At 44.7% G+C, this 25,893-nt stretch carries 16 protein-coding genes and 2 tRNA genes; 8 read left to right on the top strand and 10 right to left on the bottom strand.

Annotated features, from left to right (window positions below):
- Positions 1–242: 242 nt before the first annotated feature.
- Both G3R49_RS07775 and G3R49_RS07770 read left to right on the top strand, forming a co-directional pair.
- The gene (locus G3R49_RS07775) at positions 243–2,012 is read left to right on the top strand and encodes a M61 family metallopeptidase (protein WP_167869239.1); all 1,770 of its coding nucleotides are present in this window, start codon (positions 243–245) and stop codon (positions 2,010–2,012) included.
- Between the two features lie 69 nt (positions 2,013–2,081).
- Positions 2,082–2,639 (top strand): zf-TFIIB domain-containing protein, encoded by a 558-nt coding sequence (locus G3R49_RS07770; RefSeq protein WP_167869238.1) that lies wholly within the window; start codon positions 2,082–2,084, stop codon positions 2,637–2,639.
- A 92-nt stretch (positions 2,640–2,731) separates the two neighbouring features.
- Here the strand turns inward: G3R49_RS07770 and G3R49_RS07765 are convergent, their stop codons facing one another.
- A complete protein-coding gene (locus G3R49_RS07765; RefSeq protein WP_167869237.1) occupies positions 2,732–4,489 on the bottom strand; it encodes an acyl-CoA dehydrogenase family protein in 1,758 nt (585 codons plus the stop codon).
- Positions 4,490–4,769: 280 nt separating this feature from the next.
- On the opposite strand from G3R49_RS07765, the gene G3R49_RS07760 reads away from it, so the two are divergent.
- Positions 4,770–5,618: a hypothetical protein gene (locus G3R49_RS07760; RefSeq protein ID WP_167869236.1), complete on the top strand. Its 849-nt coding sequence runs from the start codon at positions 4,770–4,772 to the stop codon at positions 5,616–5,618.
- A 69-nt stretch (positions 5,619–5,687) separates the two neighbouring features.
- Here G3R49_RS07760 and G3R49_RS07755 read toward each other — a convergent pair.
- From G3R49_RS07755 to G3R49_RS07740, 4 genes are all read right to left on the bottom strand, one after another.
- Positions 5,688–5,775, bottom strand: a tRNA-Ser gene (locus G3R49_RS07755).
- Between the two features lie 134 nt (positions 5,776–5,909).
- The gene (locus G3R49_RS07750) at positions 5,910–6,551 is read right to left on the bottom strand and encodes a YchE family NAAT transporter (RefSeq protein ID WP_167869235.1); all 642 of its coding nucleotides are present in this window, start codon (positions 6,549–6,551) and stop codon (positions 5,910–5,912) included.
- 439 nt (positions 6,552–6,990) lie between these two features.
- Positions 6,991–9,045, bottom strand: coding sequence for a S9 family peptidase (locus G3R49_RS07745; protein WP_167869234.1), 2,055 nt, complete (start codon positions 9,043–9,045; stop codon positions 6,991–6,993).
- A gap of 508 nt (positions 9,046–9,553) precedes the next feature.
- Positions 9,554–11,095, bottom strand: a complete 1,542-nt coding sequence (locus G3R49_RS07740; protein ID WP_167869233.1) for a fumarate hydratase — start codon at positions 11,093–11,095, stop codon at positions 9,554–9,556.
- Positions 11,096–11,313: 218 nt separating this feature from the next.
- Here G3R49_RS07740 and pabB point away from each other — a divergent pair, with 218 nt between their 5' ends.
- The gene (gene pabB / locus G3R49_RS07735) at positions 11,314–12,795 is read left to right on the top strand and encodes an aminodeoxychorismate synthase component I (protein WP_167869232.1); all 1,482 of its coding nucleotides are present in this window, start codon (positions 11,314–11,316) and stop codon (positions 12,793–12,795) included.
- A 423-nt stretch (positions 12,796–13,218) separates the two neighbouring features.
- Here pabB and G3R49_RS07730 read toward each other — a convergent pair whose 3' ends face one another.
- Genes G3R49_RS07730 through G3R49_RS07720 form a run of 3 tightly spaced genes read right to left on the bottom strand, consistent with a single transcriptional unit; the run spans position 13,219 to position 18,342 of the window.
- Positions 13,219–16,329: an efflux RND transporter permease subunit gene (locus G3R49_RS07730; protein WP_167869231.1), complete on the bottom strand. Its 3,111-nt coding sequence runs from the start codon at positions 16,327–16,329 to the stop codon at positions 13,219–13,221.
- Complete coding sequence (locus tag G3R49_RS07725) at positions 16,329–17,666, bottom strand: efflux RND transporter periplasmic adaptor subunit (RefSeq protein ID WP_167869230.1); 1,338 nt, start codon at positions 17,664–17,666, stop codon at positions 16,329–16,331. Before G3R49_RS07725 ends, G3R49_RS07730 begins: the two co-directional genes overlap by 1 nt.
- A complete protein-coding gene (locus G3R49_RS07720) occupies positions 17,653–18,342 on the bottom strand; it encodes a TetR/AcrR family transcriptional regulator (protein WP_130597517.1) in 690 nt (229 codons plus the stop codon). Before G3R49_RS07720 ends, G3R49_RS07725 begins: the two co-directional genes overlap by 14 nt.
- Before the next feature lie 205 nt (positions 18,343–18,547).
- Between G3R49_RS07720 and G3R49_RS07715 the strand changes: the two genes are divergently transcribed.
- Entirely contained in the window at positions 18,548–19,123 is a 576-nt protein-coding gene (locus G3R49_RS07715; RefSeq protein WP_167869229.1) for a CoA pyrophosphatase, read from the top strand.
- A gap of 27 nt (positions 19,124–19,150) precedes the next feature.
- On the opposite strand, the gene G3R49_RS07710 is transcribed toward G3R49_RS07715, so the two are convergent.
- Complete coding sequence (locus G3R49_RS07710; protein ID WP_130597519.1) at positions 19,151–19,486, bottom strand: hypothetical protein; 336 nt, start codon at positions 19,484–19,486, stop codon at positions 19,151–19,153.
- A gap of 274 nt (positions 19,487–19,760) precedes the next feature.
- Here G3R49_RS07710 and asnS point away from each other — a divergent pair, with 274 nt between their 5' ends.
- Together asnS and G3R49_RS07700 are read left to right on the top strand one after the other, a co-directional pair.
- Complete coding sequence (gene asnS / locus G3R49_RS07705; RefSeq protein WP_167869228.1) at positions 19,761–21,161, top strand: asparagine--tRNA ligase; 1,401 nt, start codon at positions 19,761–19,763, stop codon at positions 21,159–21,161.
- Positions 21,162–21,436: 275 nt separating this feature from the next.
- Positions 21,437–22,360 carry an energy transducer TonB gene (locus G3R49_RS07700; protein WP_167869227.1) on the top strand — a complete coding sequence of 308 codons (924 nt, stop codon included), beginning with the start codon at positions 21,437–21,439 and terminating at the stop codon, positions 22,358–22,360.
- Positions 22,361–22,483: 123 nt separating this feature from the next.
- On the opposite strand, the gene uvrB is transcribed toward G3R49_RS07700, so the two are convergent.
- On the bottom strand, positions 22,484–24,502 hold the full coding sequence (gene uvrB, locus G3R49_RS07695) for an excinuclease ABC subunit UvrB (RefSeq protein ID WP_167869226.1): 2,019 nt from the start codon (positions 24,500–24,502) through the stop codon (positions 22,484–22,486).
- Between the two features lie 1,310 nt (positions 24,503–25,812).
- On the opposite strand from uvrB, the gene G3R49_RS07690 reads away from it, so the two are divergent.
- Positions 25,813–25,888, top strand: a tRNA-Asn gene (locus tag G3R49_RS07690).
- The last annotated feature ends 5 nt before the right edge of the window (positions 25,889–25,893 follow it).

Raw genomic sequence — 25,893 nt, 5'->3', positions numbered from 1 at the left:
AAGCCCTTATCTCATTGCTAAAGCTGCTTCATTGTTTAAGCATGAAAACAACTTCAGCCAAGCAGGCTTATCTTTCACCAAAAATAGGAAATAAAGCTAATTCTATCAAGCCTTAGCCTCCCGACTCTAGCGATATAATGTAAAAACAACCAATAACCGCTTAATCCTTGTCTAATTGCAGTGTTTTTGGCAGCATGAGCGCCAATATAAGTAATTTTCACCACGCAAATTGGACTCTCCCTATGCATTATCATATCCATGCGATTGACCCTAAAGCCCACTTATTTGCTGTTAGTTTTACCATCCCAAATGCGTTAGCAGAGCAAACGCTATCCTTGCCAGCCTGGCTTCCTGGCAGCTATATGATCCGCGACTTTGCTAAAAACATCATCGGTATTAAGGCATATGATGAGTCAGACAAGCACATCGCCATTAGCCAGCAAGACAAGCAAACCTGGCAACTACACAATCAAGCAGGTAGCGTGCGCGTTGAATATCAGGTTTACGCCTGGGACTTATCGGTACGTACTGCACACCTTGATACTAACCATGGTTTCTTTAACGGCAGCAGTGTTTTCCTTGCCGCGAATGGCTTAGAAGACAATGCTCATAGCGTGACTATTGCGCCGCCAGCACTTAATGAACTGAGCGATTGGAAAGTTGCTACTAGCATGAAGCGCACTCAAGGTGAGCAATTTGGCTTTGGTGAATTTAGCGCTGACAACTACGATGATTTAATCGACCACCCTGTGGAAATGGGCGATTTAACCATTAGCACCTTTGAAGCAAACGGCGTACCTCACGATATTGTACTAAGCGGCAAGCACCGCGCATGTATGGCGCGTTTAGAGCAAGACTTAAAAGCCATTTGCGAATATCAAATCAACTTTTTTGGCACGCCTGCGCCGTTTGAACGCTACGTATTTATGACTACTGTACTGGATAAAGGCTTTGGCGGCCTAGAGCATAAAGCATCAACGGCGTTAATGTGCTCACGAAGCGATTTACCAGCAAGCATGGATAGCAAGGTCGATAGCGGTTATCGCACTTATTTGTCACTTTGCAGCCATGAGTACTTCCACAGCTGGAATGTGAAGCGCATTAAACCGGCTGAGTTTACCCCATTCGATTTATCAAAAGAGTCGTACACCAAACAGCTTTGGGCATACGAGGGTATCACCTCTTACTTTGATGACTTTATTACCTACCGCAGCGGCCGGGTTAACCAAAGCCAATACTTGGATATGCTGAGCGAGTTAATGACCCGAGTTTATCGTGGTGAAGGACGCTTTATCCAAACCCTAAACGACTCAAGCTTTAACACTTGGACGACCTTTTACCAGCAAAAAGAAAACGCTGCTAATGCCATTGTTAGCTATTACACCAAAGGCGCAATGTTCGCTCTAATGCTGGATTTAACCCTGCGCCTTGAGTCAAACGGCAAATACTCACTCGATGATGTAATGCGCGAGCTATGGCAGCAACATGGTTTAACTGGTATCGGCACGCAAGATAACACTCACCAACAAATCATTGAGCGTTTGCTTAATCGCGACTGCTCTGAATTATTTGCATGGCTTGATTCAACCGAGGATTTACCACTTAGCGAGTTACTTGAACAAGTTGGTGTTGAGCTAGTGCTGCGTGCTAGCGAAGGTAGCAGTGATGTTGGCGGCGGTAAAGCAGACAAAGGTAACAAGATAGCCTTTGGTGCTAAGTTTGCCCCGCAAGCTATGGGGATCAAAATCAACACCGTTGCCCACAACAGCCCTGCTCACCTAGCAGGCTTGAGCGCAGGCGATGTACTAATTGCCGCTGATGGTTTGCAAGTCAATGGCGAGTTTGAAAAGCTACTGCAAGATTACAGCGCTGGCAGCGAGCTTGAGCTACATTGGTTCCGCCGCGATCAACTGATGCAAGGCACTATGGTATTAACCGAATCGGTGAAAGATACCGTAAGCCTAGTCATTAAAGACGACAGCAAAGCTGAGCTGTGGTTGGGTAAGGCTTAAATATTTAAGGCGGTTAACCCAGTTTAGCCGCCCTCTTCTATGGAAATAAACTAATAACTAAGGAATGTTATGAACTGTACAAGTTGTAAAAATGGCGCGCTATTTCCAAGCTTTATCGATGGACAATTTAGAGCACACACTTGCTCAAACTGTGGCGGCAACTGGATATTGATTGAAGACTATATCGCCTGGAAAGAGCAAAACCCTGACTATCAATTTTCAGATAACATCAGCTTTGAAGAGTCTGATGCTACTGACAGCAAACAAGCACTGCTTTGCCCTAAATCTGGCGCAATTATGCGTAAATTCAAGATTTCAGCAGGTAACGAGCACCGTCTAGACTATAGCGCAGCCGTTGGCGGGATCTGGTTGGATAAAGGCGAATGGGAACTATTAAAAAGCGAAGGGTTAGCAGGTAGCCTAAACTCAGTGGTCACTCAAAGCTGGCAACGTAATATCCGTCAGCAAACTACAAAACAGAGCTTAACCGAGCTTTATCAAACTAAGTTTGGTAATGAGGGCTACAGCAAAGTTAAACAAATGCGTGAGTGGTTAAGCGCTCAAGAAAATAAAGCCGACTTACGCGCTTATTTGCTGGCTGACGACCCGTATTCGGCAGAAAGATAACAGTTCATACTTTCAAATTTGTAAACACCTAAAAAAGCCACTCTGATTAAATCAGAGCGGCTTTTTATTTATAACTCTTTAGAAGCTTAGGCTTAGAACAAGTTTTCTGGCATAGACATAACCGCGCTATCACCTTGGTTTACTTGCGCTAAATGATAGTCTGCTTTTGCAAATAACTTATCCATGTAGAAGCGAGCGACAAAGGCTTTTTGCGCTTTAAAGTCACTATCTTCATGATCGGCTGCTTTGTCTGCCATCAACAATGAGTAGAAGCCATAAAGGGTGTAACCAAAAGCATCTAAAAAGTCGACTGCGCTAGCATTGATTAACGCAGGTTGGGCAACCTTGTTATCGTTAATAAATGCAGCGGTTTGTACAATCTGCTCAAATCTATCTAGCACAGCTTCTTTATCTGCGTCATCAATATGACTTAAGCCAGCTAAATCTTCGCGCACGTCAGCTACAAACTCTTTAAGTGTTGCTAGGTTGTCGCCAGTCACTTTACGGCCTAGGAAGTCAATCGCCTGAATACCGTTAGTGCCTTCATAGATTTGTGCGATACGGGTGTCACGTACCAGTTGCTCGATACCCGTTTCACGAATGTAACCATGACCACCGAATACTTGCTGCGCCATGATCGTGGCATCTAAACCGCGATCCGATAAGAATGCTTTCGCAACTGGCGTCATTAAGCCAACGTAACGCGCTGCTTTTGATTTTGCTTCATCACTGCCGTATTTGGCTAAATCTAGTTGCTTACCAGTAAATACTGACAGCGCACGACCTGCATCGGTTAATGCGCGAATGGTAAGTAGCATACGGCGCACATCGCCGTGAACAATAATTGGGTCGCTGTCAGCACCTGTTGGAGAGCCACCAGCCGCTAAACCTTGCATACGCTCTTTGGCATACTCTGCCGCCATTTGGTAAGCCGCTTGTGAGCTACCTAAGCCTTGAATACCAATCGCTAGGCGTTCGTAGTTCATCATAGTAAACATACACACTAGGCCGCGATTTGGCTTGCCGACTAAATAACCTTTGGCATTGTCAAAGTTCATCACACAAGTGGCTGACGCTTTCAAACCCATCTTGTGCTCGATTGAACCAACCGAAACGCCGTTCGCCTCACCTAGGCTACCGTCTTCATTCACATTGATTTTTGGTACAAGGAATAATGAAATGCCGTTGGTGTCAGGCAGTTTCGCCAGAACCAAGTGAATTACGTTTTCAGTTAAGTCGTGGTCACCACCAGTAATAAAGATTTTGGTGCCAGAAATGGCATAGCTGCCGTCATCGTTTGGTACCGCTTTAGTGCGAATAGTGCGAAGGTCAGAGCCCGATTGCGGTTCTGTCATATCCATTGCGCCCGCCCATTGACCTGAATATAGGTTTGGCAGGTAAGTGTTCTTTAATTCATCTGTTGCGTGAGCATTGATTGCCAGCGCTGCGCCCGCAGTTAACGAGCCGTAAAGCGTAAATGAGTTACACGCGCTGTAGCTCATTTCATCAACCAGTACGCCAAGCATTTTCGGCATGCCCATTCCGCCAAGTTCAGCATCACCACATAGGCCGACCCAACCGCCGTCAGCAAATTCTTGGTAAGCCTCTTTAAATCCGTCTGGCGTGATAACGTTATCGCCCTCATGGCGTACGCCTTGTTCATCGCCACTTCTGTTTAAAGGGTGGATTAGATCACGGCTAATCTTGCTGGCTTCATCTAAGATAGCCATTGCCGTATCGGTATCGACCATCTCTGCAATATCCGGCATCGACTGCCAAGTTGATGTTGCGTCAAAAACGTCTTCGAGCAGGAACTGCATGTCTTTTAGCGGAGCTTGATACGGATTCATATTATTCTCTTAAACAGATGATTCAAACGAGTGTTTCAATTATTATCCAAAGCCGTTACAAAACACAAGCAATTTATCTCAATCTAACTAGAGTAAAGTCTCTAAAATCAAGCTTTGAGCGCACTATCTTGCTGGCTTAACTTTTATCTACAATCTAGGGGGCATCTGCTGCAATCAATCCGCATCTAACCATGACATATCGCATCATGATCCGTTAGAATATGGGGCTTTATACAGCACTAGCAGTTAACTTTAACGCTGCAAATTACAGACATCCCACATGACAGACACGCCACACTTAAGCTTTGAACAGGTCACCATCTTTGGTAATGCCAAAGGCGAAATTCAAGTACCCAATCAAGGTATTGCCATTACGTTTAACTCAACCCGCCGCGCAGAGCCAAACGTGATCAACATTTGTAATGGCCCATATGCTAAGTCTGATAAAAGCTTTGTGGTAAGTAACAGCCCAGATAATGAATGGTTAGAGCAGCAGCTTGATACCGTCGCTAAACAAATTGAGCCGCAAATAGGCTGCTGGCCGTCAACAGGGTTGGTAACGGTGATTTTGATGTCGTTATTGAGTAAACAAGTAAATGTGCAGCGTATGGCTTTATTGCCAAGCCTAGCGCGTGATGAAGGTATGCCAAAGGAGCAACATCTGCTGTGTGTGGTACACAATTGGTTGGGCGAAAGACGTATCGCATTAGGGCTGGTGCTCACCAACAAGCACATTCAATGGCCAGAGTTGTTTTTATCGCCGTTAGTGACTAGTGAAGATAACGAAAAGGCACAGGCGCTAGATGAACAAAACCTTGAAATTGCCAATCCGTTTGAGCTGCTACATAAAATAAGCCGCAAAGCGGAAACACCAGCAGCGATGATTTACACCTTTCAAACGTCAATCTTTAAGCAACTAGCACAAATGAGCGACCACATTTGGCTGACTATGGCATCCACCAAAGCCCTCACCCAGGTCGAGGCCATCTTTGCTCATGAACAAGCGGAAACAGAATCAAGCCCCTGGTATCTCACAGACCCAAAGGTTAATCAATACCTTAACCCAATCCGCCATCACCTAGCTTATTGCCAACAGTTGATCGCGGTGGCGAGTATTCAAGGGAAATAATTAGGTTTTTGTAAGATGACTGAAACAACAAAGCCCCAGCATTTCTGCTGGGGCTTTGTTTATAAATTCTGGCGGTGAGGGAGGGATTCGAACCCTCGATACCTTGCGGTATACACACTTTCCAGGCGTGCTCCTTCGGCCACTCGGACACCTCACCATATGTTGACCTCTTTGAGATCTGGCGGGTACTTTACGCAAATGCCTGATTGTGGTCAAGTTAAAACGCCCTGCTCTGGCGCGTTTGCACATTTGCTAAGCATTTGAGTTAACCAACCTCGAACGTAAAGCCGATTACCAAGCACTAGCCAACAAGATCGGGAACAAGCCTTTGACACCGGTGGCGATAATCTCGATACCTAGCGAGAACATTAGTAGGCCCATAATACGGGTAATCACGTTAATGCCTGTAGTACCAAGCAACTTGAAAATAACCGGCGCCATTCTAAACAGGCCCCAGCTTAAGCTACCGAAAATTATCACGGTAACAAACATCCCCATAATATTGGCAAACGAGTTATGCTCTGCAGCAAATACAATCACCGAGCTTAAGGCGCCTGGGCCTGCCATCAGTGGCAATGCAAGTGGCACAACAGCTACCGAGTCCATACCTGATGACTCGCGGTCTTCTTCTTTGTTGCGCTTAACTTCACTTATTTTACCTTGCAGCATCGACATCGCAATAATGCAGATAAGACTGCCACCAGCAATACGGAACGATGACAGCGAGATACTGAACATATTGAGAATATGCTGACCTATGGTGATGGTCACGATTAGGATCACCACTACCGCAAAGTTGGCTACCTTGTTGGTATGTTCGCGCTCAGCATCAGTCTGGTGACTGGTTAAGCTAACAAATACAGGTAATAGCCCTACTGGGTTGATAATTGCCACCAGCCCTAAAAAGAACTTGATAAACAACATGTAGTCCAATCTCGTATCCTCACTGTTAATTTACGTGATGTATATGCTACTTGGCTACCCGAAAGCCTATAAAAAGCTAAGCTTGTCCGAGCGGCCTTGTAGAACAAAGATTAAGTCTAGTCGCTAAATACTTATTTCGACTGCTAAATATCTAGTACAACTGTTAAATTTCGGCGCTAATGTAGCGGATAAAGTGAGTATCGCAAAATGAGAAATTTAGTAACCAAACACCATATTTGGATTAGTTTTTCTAAGTGAAAAGATCACAGTTTTAGCCCTATAAAATACGAAGGCAAACAATCGCTAGGTACTGCAGCTATTATCATGGGGAACGCGGGTTAAAAAATTGTAATCAAATAAAAAAGGATGCCCTAAGGCACCCTTTAATTTAACTAAGCTAATATCAAAAAATCCATCAGCTTCTATTTCAATAGCAAATAGTTAATTGCTATTTCTTTTCAGTCCACTTGTCCATCCAACGGAATACATTTTCGTACCATTGGCCTAGGTTATCTTGATTTAAGATCCAGTGGTTTTCATCTGGGAACATTAACAGTTCAGATGGAATACCTTTGCGCTGCATGTAAGTGAATGCACCTAGACCTTGACCGTAAGGTACGCGGAAGTCTTTTTCACCGTGGATAACTAGCATAGGTGTTTGCCAGTTTTCTACGTAGTTAACTGGGTTGAACTTCTCGTACAGATCTTTTTTCTGCTCGTAAGTGCCACCGAACTCATGCTCGATGAACCAGAGCTCTTCAGTCACATAGTACATAGAACGTAGATCGAATAGACCAGCGTGGTTGATTAGACATTTGAAGCCGTCGTTCCAGTTACCCTGGATCCAGTTCATCATATAACCACCGTATGAACCACCTAATGCACAAGCATTGTTGGCATCTAACCAAGGCTGTTGCTTGGTAACTGCATCCATACCTTTTTGTAGATCAACAAGTGGCTTACCGCCCCAGTCTTCACTGATTGAATCAGTAAATGCTTGGCCGTAACCGGTAGAGCCGTGGAAGTCGACCATGACTACACCGTAACCCGCACCTGACCACAACTGAGCGTTCCAGCGACCAGAGAATGAGTTACCGAATGAACCTTGTGGACCACCATGAACTAGGTAAGCGATTGGGTACTTTTTACCTTCTTCATAGTTGTATGGTTTGATCCAGTAGCCGTGTACTTTCTCGTCATTCCAACCTTTAAAGCTAAACTGCTCAAACTCACCGAACTTAATCTTGCTAAGTTTATCTTGGTTTACTTGAGTTAAACGAGTTAGATGCTCACCTTCATGGTTAACTGTATAAAGGTCACCCGGCTCAACTAAAGAGCGCTTGTTGAAAATTAGCTTGTCTTCAGTTGCTGCAATTAGGCTGTTGCTACCATCGTTGTAGATTGGGCGCACGTCACCAAATTGAGTGTTAACTTCAAAGATGCTGACTTGACCTACATCTTGCGCAGTGACATATAGCTTGCGGCCATCTTTACTGAACATCAGTGAGTGTGGGCTGCGATCCCAAAGTGGCGCGACTTCTTTTTCCTGACCTGTGACATTATCACGCAGCATGATACGGAAACGGTCTGCTTCAAAACCTGGTTTGCTCATCGCAAGATATGCAAGGTAACGACCATCAGCCGAGAACGTTGGGTGTGCATCCCAGGCTTTGTTAGCTTCAGTTAGGTTAACGGCTTCACCGCCTGTTACAGGCACTTGCCATAGGTCATAGTTTGTTGTCCAAGCTTGGGTATTGCTTGGTGCTTTTGCCGTGTAAACAATGTGCTTGCCATCTGGGGTGAAAGTTACTTCTTCCATGCCAGAGAACGGCTTAGGCGGCGTTTCTGTATCGCGGCCTTGAGTCACGTTTACCGCATCTTTGATGGTTGTACCGTTAAGGCTTGCTACAAAGATATGGTTGCGAGCATGGTCTTCCCAGGTGTCCCAGTGGCGCACCATTAGCTGCTTGTATTCACGGCCTGTGGTTTTAGCATCTGCAACTTGTTGCTTCTTTTCTACTGTGCAAGCTAGGTCTTTACACTCTGGGAATACGCGCATGTTCAAAGCGACTTGTTTACCGTCTGCCGATAACACGTAACCTTGAATATCTAGCGGTAAATCAGAGATAACCTGTGCTTCGCCGCCGGTCAGCGACATATTGAATAGCTGGCTGCTTCCGGTGCGATTTGCTAGGAAGTATATCGACTTGTCATCTGGCGCGAATTTCACATCGTGCTCAGTGCCTTTTACTGAAGTTAGCTGCTTAGGCTTAGCGTTTTTGTCGCTTAGGTCTAATTGGTATAGATCTGAGCTTGCTTTACCGTCGGCATCAATCAGTTTTACAGCATAAACAAGGGTGTTACCGTCGTTTGATACTGCTGCGCTGTGAAGTTTGTTTAGGTTAGATAGGTCTTGTACCGTGAAGGCACGCTGGTCAGCGGCAACTGCACTGCTCATCATACCTGCTGCAGCTAGGGCGATGAATATAGAAGATGTTTTCATTGTTATTGGGTCTCGATTTTTACTATTTTTTAATCAGTTTTTTGTAAAACGCTTGGCTTCAATGAGGGCGCTATTTCGGAGCACAGTTTCAAGGCTCAGTTAGATGGCTAAAATTCAAAAGCACAAATTTCAAAACGGCTATATTAGTTGCCGCAGTGACTTGCTACGACGCGACTTACTATCGCAATTCAGTACCAAGCGATTTAACAACGACACTATTGGGTTTTGAAATTGGCACTTTTGCCAAACTCGCTCTTGCCATACCGATGCGTAACGAGTTTTATGCATCTATTGATTATCAACAAATTTTGGTTTTTACACGCTTAAGCAACCTAGACTTGTTTAACGAAATGCCTTTAAAGCGCAGTCAGACTAGCGAAAGCAAAACGCCTAAGCAACTGCTTTTGTTTAAAGCAGTGGCTTAAGCGTTAAATTGTGAGCAAAACATGCACTAATGTTTACCTAACCACTTAGTGGTTATTCACGACATTAGCACAGCGGTTCGCTGCTAAGCTTTTGCATCAGCTATATTCACTTTCCAAATCGCAGGGCCAGTATCGTGAGCATTCACGCCCTGGCTATCTACCGCAACGGTCACTGGCATATCTTTGACTTCAAACTCGTAAATCGCTTCCATACCTAAGTCTTCAAACGCGACTACGCGAGACTTCTTAATGGCTTTAGAAACTAGATAAGCTGCGCCGCCAACGGCCATCAAGTAAACTGCTTTATGCTTTTTAATCGACTCAACGGTTTGTGGGCCGCGCTCAGATTTACCAATCATGCCCATTAGGCCAGTTTTCTCTAGCATTAGGTCAGTAAACTTATCCATACGGGTTGCTGTAGTTGGGCCTGCAGGGCCAACTACTTCATCACCAACTGGATCAACTGGGCCTACGTAGTAAATGAACTTACCAGTAAAGTCGACGCCTTCTGGTAAACCTTCGCCTGACTCAATTAGCGTTTGAATACGTTTATGAGCAGCGTCACGGCCTGTTAGCATTTTACCGTTGAGCAATAAGGTGTCACCGCTTTTCCATTTTTCAATGTCAGCTTGAGTGACATTATCAAGGTCAACACGGTGAGTGTTCTCACCCGCTTCACGAGTAATTTCTGGCCAGTCTTCCAGTGCAGGCGGCGCTAAATCTGCTGGGCCTGTGCCATCTAGATGGAAGTGTACGTGACGGGTTGCCGCGCAATTTGGGATCATCACAACCGGCTTAGATGCGGCGTGAGTCGGCGCTGACTTGATTTTAATGTCCAGCACAGTGGTTAAACCGCCAAGACCTTGGGCACCGATACCTAAGTCGTTACAACGGTTGAAGATGTCTAAACGCAGCTTTTCTTCTGCTGTTTCTGCGCCTTTATCTAACAGCTCATGGATATCAACAGGGTCCATTAATGACTCTTTTGCCATTACCGCGGCTTTTTCAGCCGTGCCGCCGATACCTATGCCTAACATACCTGGTGGACACCAACCTGCGCCCATGGTTGGCAAGGTTTTCTCGACCCAAGCTGCGATATCGTCAGACGGGTTTAGCATGACCATTTTAGATTTGTTTTCAGAGCCACCGCCTTTTGCTGCAATCGCAACTTCAACGTGACTGCCTGGCACCATATCAATATGCACTACTGATGGGGTGTTATCTCGGGTGTTTTTACGCGCACCAGCAGGGTCTGCCACAATGGATGCACGCAGCGGGTTATCAGGATTAGTGTAAGCACGGCGAACGCCTTCATCCACCATTTGCTGCACTGTCATGTCCGTTTTGTCCCACTGCACATTCATACCAATCTTAACGAACGTGGTTACGATACCTGTGTCTTGACACAATGGACGTTTACCTTCGGCTGACATGCGCGAGTTAATCAAGATTTGCGCAATGGCATCCTTTGCAGCTGGGCTTTCCTCTTTAAGGTAAGCCTCGTGCATGGCATCAACGAAATCTTTAGGGTGATAGTAGGAGATGTACTGTAGTGAGTCAGCAATGCTTTCAATAAAGTCAGCCTGCTTAATAACAACAGCTTGAGATGTTTCACTAGTGGACATATTGGTGCGCTCCAGCAGCCTTTTATGGCTTAGTTTATTTATCGTTGTTTTAAATCAAACTATTGGGAATATGGTCGAAAAGCTTACCGATACAGTTTTTTATCTTGTTTGTTGATAAAAGCGGCAGGCGTCAACCACAAGCCCTAATCCTTTTGTGAGCAATATGATACTCTTTCCATCCTTTTTGGGCTACATCACATTTTAGATAAGGGTTATCGATGTCTGCGCGATCAAATCACACTCTGGCAATTCGCAAATTGGATTGGCAATTAGACACTAAAGCTGTGTTTGGTTTGTTTGCTGCTAAGCCCTGGTCGATGTTGTTAGACTCAGGCTTTTCTGATCATATCGATGCCCGCTACGACATCATCGCTATCGACCCAATCGCGACACTTACCGCAAATAGCAACGGCGCGGCAAATAGTTACAGTAATCAATTTACCGCGTTATCTGATGTCATTTCTGATGAACTAGCTGATGCCATTAAGCTGCAAACTCAAAGCTGCAATGCTTTTGATGCCTTGGATGTGGTCAAACAAAGCCTATACCCAAAATCGAGCAACACTCACCTGCCCTTTAGCAGCGGCGCGTTAGGTGCATTTAACTATGACCTTGGTCGTCAGCTTGAAAAACTGCCCGCCGATGCAGCTGATGATATTTCCCTGCCTGCAATGAATGTTGGCTTTTATGACTTTGTGTTGCTGTTTGATTATGCCAATAGCCAATGGCTTGCGTGTCACTATCAGGGCGAAACTGCGCTTGAGCAAAAGCTTGCTGAAATTGAACAGCTAGTTACTGCGGCTGAATCCGATAGCAATGATTTTACTCATTTCTTAGTTAATAAAGCCGAATTTAATCCATTTACGCTTTGTGAAGGCTGGCATACACAGATTAGTCGTGATGAGTATCTGGCTAAGTTTGATCAGGTGCAGGAGTATTTACTCAGTGGCGACTGTTATCAAATTAACTTAACTCAGCGCTTTGAAGCGAAATACCAAGGTGATGAGTGGCAAGCTTACTGCACACTTACTGCAGCAAACAAGGCGCCGTTCTCAGCCTTTATGCGCCTACCTGAGCACTGCATTTTATCTATCTCGCCAGAGCGCTTTATTCTGGTTAATCAACACCAAATTCAAACTAAGCCGATTAAAGGCACGCTTCCTCGCGGCGCAACACCTGAGCAAGACTCGCTGCTTGCTGCGCAGTTAAAGCAGTCTGAGAAAGATCGCGCTGAGAATTTAATGATTGTTGATTTGCTGCGTAATGATGTTAGCCGCGTTGCCGCACCGGGCAGTGTTGCTGTACCTAAGCTATTTGATGTTGAGAGCTTCCCCGCTGTGCACCATTTAGTTAGCACAGTGACTGCCACCTTAGATAAAGGTAAAAACTGCGTGGATGTGCTTAAAGCCACCTTCCCCGGTGGCTCAATTACTGGCGCACCTAAAATTCGCGCCATGGAAATTATTGAAGAGTTAGAACCGTCACGCCGCTCTATGTATTGCGGCAGTATCGGCTACATCAGCCAAGACAATAAAATGGATACGAGTATCACCATTCGCACCCTAGTAACTGACAAACACAACATCTACTGCTGGGCTGGCGGCGGGATTGTTGCCGACTCAAAAGGCGATGCGGAGTATCAGGAATCATTCGATAAAGTCAGCAAGATTTTGCCAGTGCTAGATAATGGCACTTTGTAGCAAATATCAATCAGACAAGGTCACTACTCAACCAGCTTTGCTTCGACATAAACGCAGGTAAAGTGCCACCTTATGAAAAAGGTAGCTTTGTGTGAACTCCCTACAAGAGAGCCTAATTTCACCTATAAATCTGAGTTGCAACAACATCTAAAGCCATTGAAAACATGGATGTTTTCGTTGAGCCCACACGGAGGTGTTCACGGCGTGCTTTAAATGTTATTGCAACGTGAGGTAATTATTTAGGCTACCAGAACTGGTAATCAACAGAATTTACAGGCAAAGCCTTACTGAACGATAACCACCTCCGACTAAATCAGGTGATTTAGGGCTGACAACACTTATGCCGCTTATTTACCGTCAGTTACTGCGACAGCAACCACTACAGTAAACCAAGCGGCATTTTTTAGTCTAACTAGCCGTCAGTTATATCTCTACATGCTTTTGCACTTTGCCAAAGTCAGCAAGGATGGCGTAGGCACATGGGATGATAAATAGCACCATCATAGTCGAGGCGAAAATACCAAATACGATGGATACTACCAGCGGCTGAACCACTTGTGCTTGCAAGCTGGTTTCGAGCAGTAGCGGCAATAAACCTGCTGCTGTGGTCAATGAGGTTAAGAACACAGCCCTAAAACGCTCGCGACTGGCACTCACTACTGCTTGATGAACATCTTCACCTTCATCGACATGATGACGAATGTACTGCACTAGCAAGATAGAGTCATTGACCACAATACCTGCTAGCGAGATAAAGCCCATCACTGACGGCATCGACATATTGTGCCCCAGCAACAAGTGCCCCCACAGTACGCCAATCAATGACAATGGAATTGCCAGCATCACGATAAACGGCTCAAGGTAACTTCTAAACTGAAAGCTTAAAATTGCAAACAGCCCGAATAACCCCACGATAAAACCATTCATTAAAGACGTGCCCGTCTTTGAGGTTTCTTTCGCTGAACCTTCAAAATCAACGCGAATGTTTGGGTATTGCTGTTTGATCATTGGCACCCACTCACTGCGAATTTTGGCATTGGCCTCTGTGCTGTTAGCAATACGGTTATCAACATCTGCCATCACGGTAACCGTGCGCAGGCCGTTAATGCGCTGAATACGTACGTATGAGCGTTGATACTCAAGCAAGGCTACTGACGACAGTGGCAGCTGATCGCCATTACTTAAGATAATTGGGAAGTTAGCTAAACCCTGTAAGTCCCCTGCTTGCTCGCGATTAAGGCGTACATCAATTTCGATGTTTTCAGGCCCAACCTGAATTTCATCAGCGGTTTGTCCAAAATAGGCGCTGCGCAGCTGTGACGCCACCATTTGCCCATCAATACCGTATGCTTCCGCCCCTGGTCGCAAACTGACTTTGACTTCTTCTTTACCTGGGCGCATGTCATCCATAATGCCATTAATACCGTTAAACTCGCTAAGGTATGATTGCAGCGACACAGACGCTGCTTTCAGCTCGTTTAAGTCATCTCCTTGGATGCGAAGCTCAATATCACGGCCTGCAGGCCCCATTGATGGCTGCTTAAATACCACGGCAATTGGCATTGCCATTTCACCGCTTTGCTCGCGCCAAGCGTTGATAAAGTCATCAATTTTGGTTTCGCGAATTTCGGCGGACAATAAATCTAGCCTCACCGTTGCAACATGTGGGCCTTTCTCGCCAGCATCAGCATTAAAGTTAAATTGACTGGTGATGTCTTCAATCAACGGGTTATCTTCGTTCTGGTCTGTAAATTTATCACCTGTGACTTTTGCTGCAGCAACCACACGGTCGACAATGGCCTGGGTTTGCGACAAGGTAGAGCCAGGCGGCAGCAAGATACGCGCCTCAGCAATATCACCGTCTAGCTCCGGGAATGGTACAAACTTTAGCGCACCACTGGTGAGCAATGAAAACGATAATAACAACATGCCTAAAGTGACGCCGACACTGGCATAGCGCCAACGTACGACCCAGGTAACCGCATTGACTAACTTGGTGTCACGAAAACGCTTAAACTCTGCCATAAATTGCTGCTTAAAGCGCGCAAATACATTGTTGTGCACCACGTCATCATTTTGATGCTTTAGCGAATGGTGTAAGTGATTTGGCAAGATGATAAATGCTTCAATAAGGCTGATAGACAACACCATGATCAGCACAATCGGAATTTGTGACAGTACGGCGCCCATTTGACCATCAAGCCCAAGTAGCGAGCTGAAAATCAACACTGTGGTAATAAAGGATGACGCAACGCCTGGCGCAACTTTCTTAACCCCTTCAACCACTGCTGTATCGATATCAAGGCCACGATCAACATGGGAAGCGATAGATTCTGAAATCACAATCGCGTCATCCATCATGATGCCGATAGCCATAAGCAAACCAACCAAGCTCATAATGTTGATCGACACGCCAAAGAGGCTCATTAGGTACAGGCCACCTAAGAATGCCACCGGCAAACCCGCTGAAACCCAGAATGAGTAACGTAAGCTAAAGAACAGCCACATACTGAAGAACACCAATACAATCCCTTGCCAACCATTAGTTAGCATCATGTTTAGGCGATCTTTTACCAGAGATGACATGTCATTAGTCATGGTTAGCGTGACACCATCTGGCGCGAGATGACGCTCTTTTTCGATAAACTCGATGACCTTGTCTTTTACGTTCAGCGCATCTTCTGCTTTATTCTTCTGAATTTTAATCAGTGCTGCAGGTTTGCCATTAAATAACGCGTGCTCTTCATCTAACTCAAAACGATCGGTGATGGTGGCGATATCGCCAAGGCGCACCACACTACCGTCATTATTTGATGCCACAATCAGCTGCGCTAAGGTATCTGGCGTCATCTTGCGCTCGTCAAAACGGATTAGCAGATTTTTGTCAGCCAGTTCAATGTTACCCGCTGGTAGCTTTACGTTTTGCCTGCCCACTTTGTCAGCGATTTCACCTGCCGACAGCCCTAAGCGGCGCATGTCTACTTCGTTAAGCTCAATGCGCAGTTGATGATCGCTAAAGCCAGTAATGGTGACTAAATCAAGCCCGGCATCAATCTTTAAGCGGCGCTTTACATCTTCTGCATAGTGCTTTAAATCAGGCCAACTGGTTTCGGCAACCAATGCGATATCGACCACAGGATCAGCCCAATCTAACTCTTTCACAATCGGTGATTCGATTTCTGTAGGGAAGTTTTTCACCGCATTGATTTGAGTTTGTACGTCAATCAAAAAGCGCCCCATATCGGCACCGGAAGCTAGCTTAAGCTTCATGGTTGCGATGCCTTCTTGGGCGTCACAAGTTACTTCTTCAATATTGGCAAGCCCATCAACAGCATCTTCCATACTCAAACAGATGCTCTCTTCCACTTCGACTGGCGACGCGCCTGGGTAAACTACAGAAGCTGTTACATAAGGCGGTGCAAACTCAGGGAAGGTTTCACGCTTGATTGTGCCTACATGCAGCAAACCCAGCAGTAAAAATGCCATCATCAATAAGTTGGCTAGGGTTGGATGCCTAGTTACATACGCAATCACTATTCAGCCCCCTTGTTAGCATCAACCACACGTAGCTTCATGCCCTCAATCGCAGGGATTAAGTCATTCACCACCAACTGTTCACCCGCCGTTACATCACCTCGCACTGCGACGCCGCCTTCATGACGAAATAGCACCTCAACTGGCACAATTTTTAAAGTGCTATCAGCTTGCATTACATACAAGTTGTTAGTGTGAATAGCCTGCTCTGGCACACTAAAGTGCTTAGCGGCTTTGCCTTCAATACGCGCTTTGACAAACATGCCTTTGGTTAGTGGCGGGCGCTCTAACAAATTAAGCTTGTTGTAATCTTGCTCGACTTCTAAATACACACCAATAGTGCCTTGGTTAGCATTAACGGTTTCTGCCACACGAGTGACCTTGGCAGGCCAACTAAACTGATTATTACCCGCTTGAAATTGTACTTCGCCATTAAGCTCAAAGCGATCAATTGATGGCATCGCGCCATTGTCGCTAGCTTTTGCAAATCGCTGTGCATGCTCTGGCATGGCAGCATCAAGGGACGTTGCCAACACGCGCATATTTTGCAGTGACATTTCGGCTTTGATTTCCGAGCTACCAAGCTGATGGGCAACCAACATAACCTGACCAATACTCACCACTTGATTCAGCTCGATGTTCACGTCTGACAAACGCGCATCAAATGGCAGCACCACTTGAGTTTGTGCTAGTCGGCGCTCGGCATCTTGCACCTTGGCAAGGTCGACTTGTTTTTGCGCCTCGGTGACTTTTTTGTCATCAGGCCAAGTATCGAGTGAGTTTTGAATATTTTCTAAGGCGTTTTGCTGCGCCAGTAAAGCTTGCTTTTGACTTTCAAGCTCTGAGCTAGACACAAGATTGCGCTTTTTAAGTGTTTGTTTACGCTGATACTCTTGCTCGACTAACTTAAGTTTTTGCAGCTCAATATCAAAGTTAGTTTTAAGGCTTTCAAGTTGTTGATCCAGTTTTACTAACTGCGCCTCAGTTGAGTTAAGTGACGCTTTGGCCTGAGCAAGGTTTAGCTCATACTCAAGCGGGTCAATCTCTAATAGCTTGGTGCCTTTTGCCAATGTGCGCCCAGTTTCTAACTGTGGATGACGATAAATGACTTTGCCGCCGACTTCTGACAACGCCTGCCAAACATGTTTTGGCGACACGCGGCCAAAGCCTTCTATCACCGGCGCAACATCAACCTGCTCAAGGGTAAATACTTCGACAACACGCGAGTTATCAAAGCCATCAACCTTATCCGGCCCAGGCTTTAACACCACTGACAACACCAAGGCTGCGGCTCCAATGCCAATTCCAGGCAAAATTAATCGTTTATTGGTGTTCATTGCTTGTTTCCTTGGTTACATCTGGGTTGACTTGGGCTTTAAACAAGCCTTGGGTGAGTAATTGATTATTTTGCTTGGCATGCTCGGTTAAAAACTCTGGCGTTATTTGGATCCCAAGCGAGTCGAGCATGATTTTTGGCGCTAGAAATGGGAATACCATTAACGAGAAAAAGCTTAATTGAGCTGATGGAACATTAACGTCATCTTGCAGTGCACCTTGTTTCTTTAAACTATCAAAAATCAGGTTTCGTTGAGTCTTTGCTATGTTATTTGCTACCTCTGCTATCTCAGGGAAATCGTTCGACTCATGAGCCATACTAAGTAAGCGGTGCATCAAGCGTGGAAATTTAGGATTTTTAGCCATTACCTGATAGTAAGTGTTCATCAAGTCATGCAACGAGCCGACTTTTGGTGCTTCGCTAATTGATTTTATCTGGGCAAGTACAGGTGCGGATGTCTCTTTTATCATGGTGATAAATAACGCATCTTTCGCGCCAAAATAGTAGCGAATAAGCCCTGGATCTGAACCTGCTAGCTCTGCAATATCACGCATAGTGACCTTGCTGTATTCTTTATCAATAAATAGCTCACGAGCTGCAGCGATAATCTTGTCGCGATTATCTTGTTTACCTGTTGGCCTACCTACTTTACGGGGATGTTTGTCATCTAATTGCATTTAATCGCCGTCATTTTGATTAATTCCTCAACTGTGGAATTAAGTGTAGTTGATAGCAAAGCGCATTGGCAGCAGATTAATTCTCGAATTTGCGCTAAATCAGGAATTACAAAATTAAACTAACTCTGATAGCTTAAAATACTGGGTTTACGGCACACCTCTTAACCAGCACATTTACAAAGTAAAAGGTAATCAACACTAACATATGGATAGCCATAGCTTTCGCACTCGCTTTAAATTGCACCAACTTAACCACGGTATTCCATCAATATTGACTGGCAGAGAGTCATTGCAAGCCGCGGTGCTCATTCCATTGATTGAAATTGAGTCACAGCTAAACCTAATTCTGACACAAAGACCTATGCACCTTCGCCATCACCCAGGGCAAATCAGTTTTCCCGGTGGAAAGGTTGAGCAAGTTGATAGCAGCCTAGTTGCTACAGCGCTCAGAGAAGCGGATGAAGAGATAGGCTTAAAAGCGGATAACGTTGAAGTATTGGGAGCGTTTCCATCTCATCACACCATGACAGGTTTTGAAGTAACGCCGGTTATTGGCATGGTTAAACAACCTTTTTCCATGAAGATAGATAGTAATGAAGTAGCAGATTGTTTTACCGCTCCACTGAGTTATTTCATCGACAGCAATAATCGTCACACAGTTGATTTTCAGCGCAAAGGCACCACACACAAGGTGCATGTAATGCCCTATCAAGATAAGTTTATTTGGGGTATTACTGCCGCTGTGATCAACATGCTTTGCCAGCATATCAGCGATAGCTAAAACTGGAGTTAACGATCAAAATTCTCGCTACACCACGTAACGTATATACAAGCCTGCTGCTAACGACACCACAAACAACAGGGGGATATTGACCCAAAAGCCGATCCGCGTTGTAGTCTTTGCGTAAAAATTTACCAGCAGATTAACCAGACTAATCGCAGCACACGCCCATATTAAGTATTCGAGCTGAATGGTTAAGTCTGGGTCCCAGTGCAAACGCACCTCAACGCCTTTACTGCGAAAATATCCCACAGCTTTGTCTGGTCTTGCTTCACCAAAAATAATCAAGGCGTAAATAGCAATGCTCCAGGATAACACCGAGAGCACGGTTAAAATGGTTTGGAAAACGGCAAGTCTTTTCATGGCACCTTTGTCAATTTGCAAAGTTACAACCGCTAGTATGTTGCGGCAGATTCTGATTAAGTACTGATACACGCTTAAAAAATCAGCTAAAGCGATTCAGACTTTTAGGTAAAATAACGATTTCGGCTGATATAACAGCAAATTTGTTACAGATAATAAAAAAGTCATTCAATTATCACCCTAGAATAGCGTTTTCAGCTTGAGAAAAGCCACCATAAAGGTAAGATAAACGCCAAATATTTTTTACAATCGTTAGATGGAGAGTAGCGCAGTAATGACAATTGCAACTGTCGCAGCTGTATTTAACGGCGAACACGCCGTTGGTACACAAGTCACTGTACGTGGCTGGGTAAGAACACGTCGAGATTCTAAAGCAGGTATCTCATTTTTAGCCGTATATGATGGTTCAAGTTTTGATCCTATTCAGGGCGTCGTGCCTAATACCTTGTCTAATTACAATGACGAAGTGTTAAAGCTGACAGCTGGCTGCTCTGTGATCATGACAGGTGAAGTGGTTGAATCTCCAGGTGCCGGTCAAGCATTTGAGCTGCAAGTAACTAACGTTGAAGTTGTTGGTTTGGTTGAAGATCCTGATACCTACCCAATGGCAGCTAAGCGTCACTCAATCGAGTATCTACGTGAAGTGGCTCATCTACGCCCGCGTACCAACTTAATTGGTGCGGTAGCACGTGTACGTAACTGTCTATCGCAAGCTATCCACCGCTTCTATAACGAAGAAGGTTATGTTTGGGTATCTGCGCCGCTTATCACCGCTTCTGATGCAGAAGGTGCAGGTGAAATGTTCCGCGTATCAACGCTGGATATGGAAAACCTACCGCGCACAGACAAAGGCGAAGTTGATTTTGCTGAAGACTTCTTTGGTAAAGAAACCTTCCTAACAGTTTCTGGTCAGCTTAACGCTGAAGCGTACGCTTGTGCACTGTCTAAGGTTTACACCTTTGGCCCAACTTTCCGCGCTGAAAACTCAAACACCAGCCGTCACTTAGCTGAGTTTTGGATGGTAGAGCCTGAAGTTGCATTTGCCGATCTTGACGATGCTGCTGAGCTTGCTGAAAAAATGCTCAAGTACTGCTTCAATGCTGTGCTTGAAGAGCGCCGTGATGACTTAGAATTCTTCGCTAAGCGTGTTGAGAAAACTGCTATTGAGCGCTTAGAAGCATTCGTAAGCAGTGACTTTGCCCAAGTTGATTACACTGACGCAATCGACATTCTTAAAGCATCAGGCAAGAAGTTTGAGTTTGACGTTGAATGGGGTATCGACCTATCGTCTGAGCACGAACGCTTCCTAGCTGAAGAGCACTTTAAAGCACCAGTAGTTGTCAAGAACTACCCGAAAGACATTAAAGCTTTCTACATGCGTTTGAACGACGACGGCAAAACTGTTGCGGCAATGGACGTACTGGCTCCAGGCATTGGTGAAATCATCGGTGGCGCACAACGTGAAGAGCGTTTAGACGTGCTAGATGAGCGCATGCGCGCAATGAACATCGACCCAGAGCACATGAACTGGTATCGCGACTTACGCCGCTACGGCACTGTGCCACACGCAGGTTTCGGTCTTGGTTTTGAGCGCCTAGTGTCTTACGTGACTGGCGTTGCTAACATTCGTGACGTGATCCCATTCCCACGTGCACCTAAGTCAGCAAACTTCTAAGCTTGAATGACTTTTTAAGCTGAAATGGCTTTGTGTTTTAGCTGATTGCTAAAAACACTAGAAATAACAAAACGCGCCTACTTGTTAAGTGGCGCGTTTTTTATTGTGTATCTATTAAAGGGTTTTCAAGTAACTGACTTAAACTGAATGAGTTTTTCTATCTGCACTTGGGCAATTTTCCTAGTTAATCCAACGACTCAGGTGATACCAAACTCACTACGTGGTATTCTGCGCCAGCTGTAAATTTAATTCATTCGTAAAAGGACTTAGCATAAATGAATCGAAGCGTACTGGGCTTATTAGCATTACTGACTTTTTTCACATCTAGCGCACTTGCTGCTGATGACTGCCCAACTCACCAACGTAAATCAAAGATACTCTCATCTACAACTCAACAAAAAATTACCAGAGCTATAGATCTACAAAGAAATCACCGTGTTGAGGAAGCTATCAATGCGTTGCAAAGTATCGACACTAAACATGATTTCGAAAAAGCGGCTATTGGATATTACCTAGGGACAATGCTTACGAAGCTTGGAAAAGATGAGCAAGCCATAATTCAGTTTACTGATGCGATTAACTTAAATGCGCTCGATGGAAAGATGCATGCGAGTGCACTCAAGACTTCTGGAGATCTGCTAGCAAAAACTCACCAACATGAGGACGCTGTAACTGCATATAATGAGTGGAAATCGTTTACCTGCACGGATACCGCTATTGAAGTTGATTCACAATTGGCGAAGTCCCATGCAGAACTAGAACAGTGGTCTTTAACACTACTTTATGCACGAAAAGTACTATCAATAGCCCCTTCAAATGCAAGGATGAAGTTATTGAATAAGAAAGCTGAAATGATGATTTCAAATATAAGCCCACAGGTGTTGGACACGATTAACGCATTAGACGCCGCACAAAATCAACATAGCCACTTAAAATCCATTTACCGTGCAGAGCCTGTTTATCCAATATCTGCTGCAAGACAAGGAATAGAGGGCTGGGTAACGATGAGCTTCAATGTAAACACATCTGGAAATGTCGAAAACGTGGTTGTTATCGAACAAGACGAAAGTGGTTTATTCGAACAAAGCGCAATTGAAGCGTTAAAAAAATGGCGTTATAGACCAAAGCACATCAATGGAAATCCGGTAGCAAGTAAAGACCTTACCGTAGAGCTCGCATTTACCATCAAAGCGCAATAGCGCCTAGGCAGCAGGCCTTTGAATATTAAAACTGATATAAACTAAATATACCAAAAACGGCTCATACACATATTGTATGAGCCGTTTATTACTCAATAGCTTAATTGCCAACACCAAGCAAATCTAACTTTCCAAAATCATCTTATCTCTAAGCATTGCCACTTCATCACGTAGTGCTGCTGCTTGCTCAAACTCGAGGTTTTTAGCGTGTTCCAACATTTGTTTTTCGAGTTGTTGGATCTGCTTATTGATATCAACAGTGCTGTCGTAGTTAACCTCTGGCTCTGCCACTTTGGCGAGGCCTTTGCCACGTTTCGCTTTACCTGTTGGTCTAGCGTCACCAATGTCCATTACATCGGTAATACTCTTCACCACACCTTTAGGCACAATGCCATTATCAAGGTTAAACTGATGCTGCTTAGCACGGCGACGCTCGGTTTCTTTCATCGCCTTGTCCATAGATTTTGTGACAGTATCTGCGTACAAGATCACCTTACCATTGACGTTACGAGCGGCGCGGCCGATGGTCTGAATAAGCGAGCGCTCTGAGCGTAAAAAGCCTTCTTTGTCAGCATCGAGAATACACACCAGCGACACTTCTGGCATGTCTAATCCCTCACGCAGCAAGTTAATACCGACCAGCACGTCAAACTCACCAAGGCGCAGATCGCGAATGATCTCCACCCTTTCCACGGTATCAATATCGGAGTGAAGGTAGCGCACTCGCACGCCGTGCTCATCAAGGTACTCAGTTAAATCCTCTGCCATGCGTTTCGTTAATGTGGTGACCAGCACCCTTTCATTTAACGCGATACGCTTGTTGGCCTCAGACAGCAAGTCGTCGACCTGAATTGCCACCGGGCGCACCTCAAGCTCTGGGTCAAGCAAGCCTGTTGGGCGCACTACCTGCTCAGCAATTTCATCATCACTTTTTTCAAGTTCATAGTTGCTTGGTGTTGCCGATACGAAAATCGTTTGCGGCATTAAGTTTTCGAACTCTTCAAACTTGAGCGGGCGGTTATCAAGCGCTGATGGCAGTCTAAAACCATACTCAACTAGCGTGGTTTTACGGCTGCGGTCACCTTTATACATGGCACCAATTTGTGGCACAGTGACATGAGACTCATCGATAATCAGCAAACCATCAGCTGGCAAGTAATCAAGTAAGGTTGGCGGTCCGTCACCCGCTGGTCGCCCAGATAGATAGCGTGAGTAGTTCTCAATACCTGAGCAGTACCCAAGCTCCACCATCATTTCAACGTCATATTGCACTCGCTCGGTAATGCGCTGAGCTTCGATAAGCTTGTTATTATCCAGTAGCTCCTGACGGCGCACGCGAAGCTCTTCTTTAATTTCTTCGGTTGCGGCAAGAATTTTTTCGCGCGGGGTCACATAGTGCGTTTTCGGATAAACCGTGGTGCGAGCTATGCGCTTGGTAATTTGCCCGGTTAAAGGGTCAAACTCGCTTAATCTTTCAATTTCATCATCAAAAAGCTCAACGCGAATCGCGTCTCTATCTGAATCAGCTGGGAATATATCAATCACCTCTCCACGCACACGATAGGTACCACGCTGCAGATCAATGTCGTTGCGAGTGTATTGCATTTCACTCAGGCGCTTTAGAATATCGCGTTGCCCCATAAAGTCACCCTGACGTAGGTGCAATAACATCTTCATGTAAGAGTCAGGATCGCCAAGACCATAGATAGCTGAAACAGACGCAATCAACACGACATCTTTACGTTCGAGCAGGGCTTTGGTTGCCGATAAGCGCATTTGCTCAATGTGATCGTTAACCGATGCATCCTTCTCAATAAAGGTATTTGATGCAGGAACGTAGGCTTCTGGCTGATAATAGTCGTAGTAAGAAACGAAATACTCAACAGCATTATTGGGGAAGAATTCTTTCATCTCACCATATAGCTGAGCCGCCAAGGTTTTGTTTGGCGCCATAATAATGGTCGGGCGACCCATTTCTTTGATTACATTGGCAACGGTATAAGTTTTACCAGACCCAGTAACCCCAAGCAGAGTTTGGTGAGCGATGCCCGACTCTAAACCCTCAACCAGTTGTTTAATCGCAGTTGGCTGATCGCCTGCAGGCTCAAATTTGGAAGCAAGTGAAAAAATCGATTCTGACACGTGTTGATCCTTATAAATGGCAGCCCATTATCATACTCCGAATATTGCTGAAGGTGTATGGCAAACTCATGGCTTTTCTGCTGAATTTTGATGCGCTACTTTGTACGCCAAATGAGTTTAAATAGGATGAAAATTGCTTGGATACGCAACCAGGTTAGCTGATCATTTTACGATCACTTGATTCGACGAAATTTGACTGTTGCGATCTCATAGCGGCAGATTATGACAGTTTGAATAACGAAATATGAAACTTATCTACGTAAAGCAAAAGTACTCTGCCAAGCTTAAAAAGCGAGCAAAAATCAACGCTAAAAGCAAATTTAATGCACAATTTTGAATTATTTTTGATTACATTTTCCCGTAGTTAACTACATCAAACATAAAAAGCGCTTGATTTTTATAAGCCACTGATAATAAAAGATTTAAATAATGGTTAAAAAAATAGACCATTTTAAGTCCAAGCCCCATTTTACGGGTATTTGCAGCCAATTTTTAGGCTTAACTCACAGGCTTATCCACAGAAATAGTGGATAAGTCAATTAAACCCAGTTTTGCCGTGCTTTAGCGCCCCTTTGTAAGATATCTGCCAAATGAATGACACACTGAAAGTTTTTTACATTTGAAAGTAGCTCTTACAATCCACAAACTTTAATTGCGCTATTACTAATATTTAACCCTAGTAATTCATTGCAATCCCACCAACAAAATTTTATTCAGCTCATTCTAGTTTTGTGCAGCTCTTTGGTTAACAGATCAAAGTTCAGTAGACCTGAGATTGGAGTACTCTAGTTTGGCACCAACAAGCAAACCTAAACTCGACTTGGCTGCTCTCAACTCTTTAACAAATAGCCGCGAACTGGTCCCCTATAGCTTAGGCATATATAAGCACTACTAGCTAAGCTGCTATTTTTAATATTAACAGCCATTCTCGACCACTTGGCAAAATCAAAGTCATGCTTACTAACCCTTAAAACTTAACTAGTCATGTTGTTGCCGCGCATTCAAACAGACCTTGACGCTCTGCCGGCCAGAATTTTGCCAAAAGGTTAAAAGTTTACCTCCCACCCACATACTTGTGCGTACTTAAGCGTTGATAAATGCAATAAATGGCTGTTTGAGAAAAAGAGTTTCGTAAATAAATCATAGCGCTACTGCCTGCTCTGACAGCATTAGCGCTTATATCTCGCACATGATGCACATTACATAACCAATTAGATGCAGATGTTCATTTTTTTTTAATATGCGAGTTGACTCAAGGGCTGCAGCGTTTTACTATGCGCTCCGTTCTCAGCAATACATTGCTAAGCGCTTCCCCTGTAGTTCAGTTGGTAGAACGGCGGACTGTTAATCCGTATGTCACTGGTTCGAGTCCAGTCTGGGGAGCCAATCAA

The organism is Shewanella sp. WXL01 (assembly GCF_012263345.1).
Lineage (GTDB): Bacteria > Pseudomonadota > Gammaproteobacteria > Enterobacterales > Shewanellaceae > Shewanella > Shewanella maritima.
This window is presented reverse-complemented; position numbering and strand designations above follow the sequence as displayed.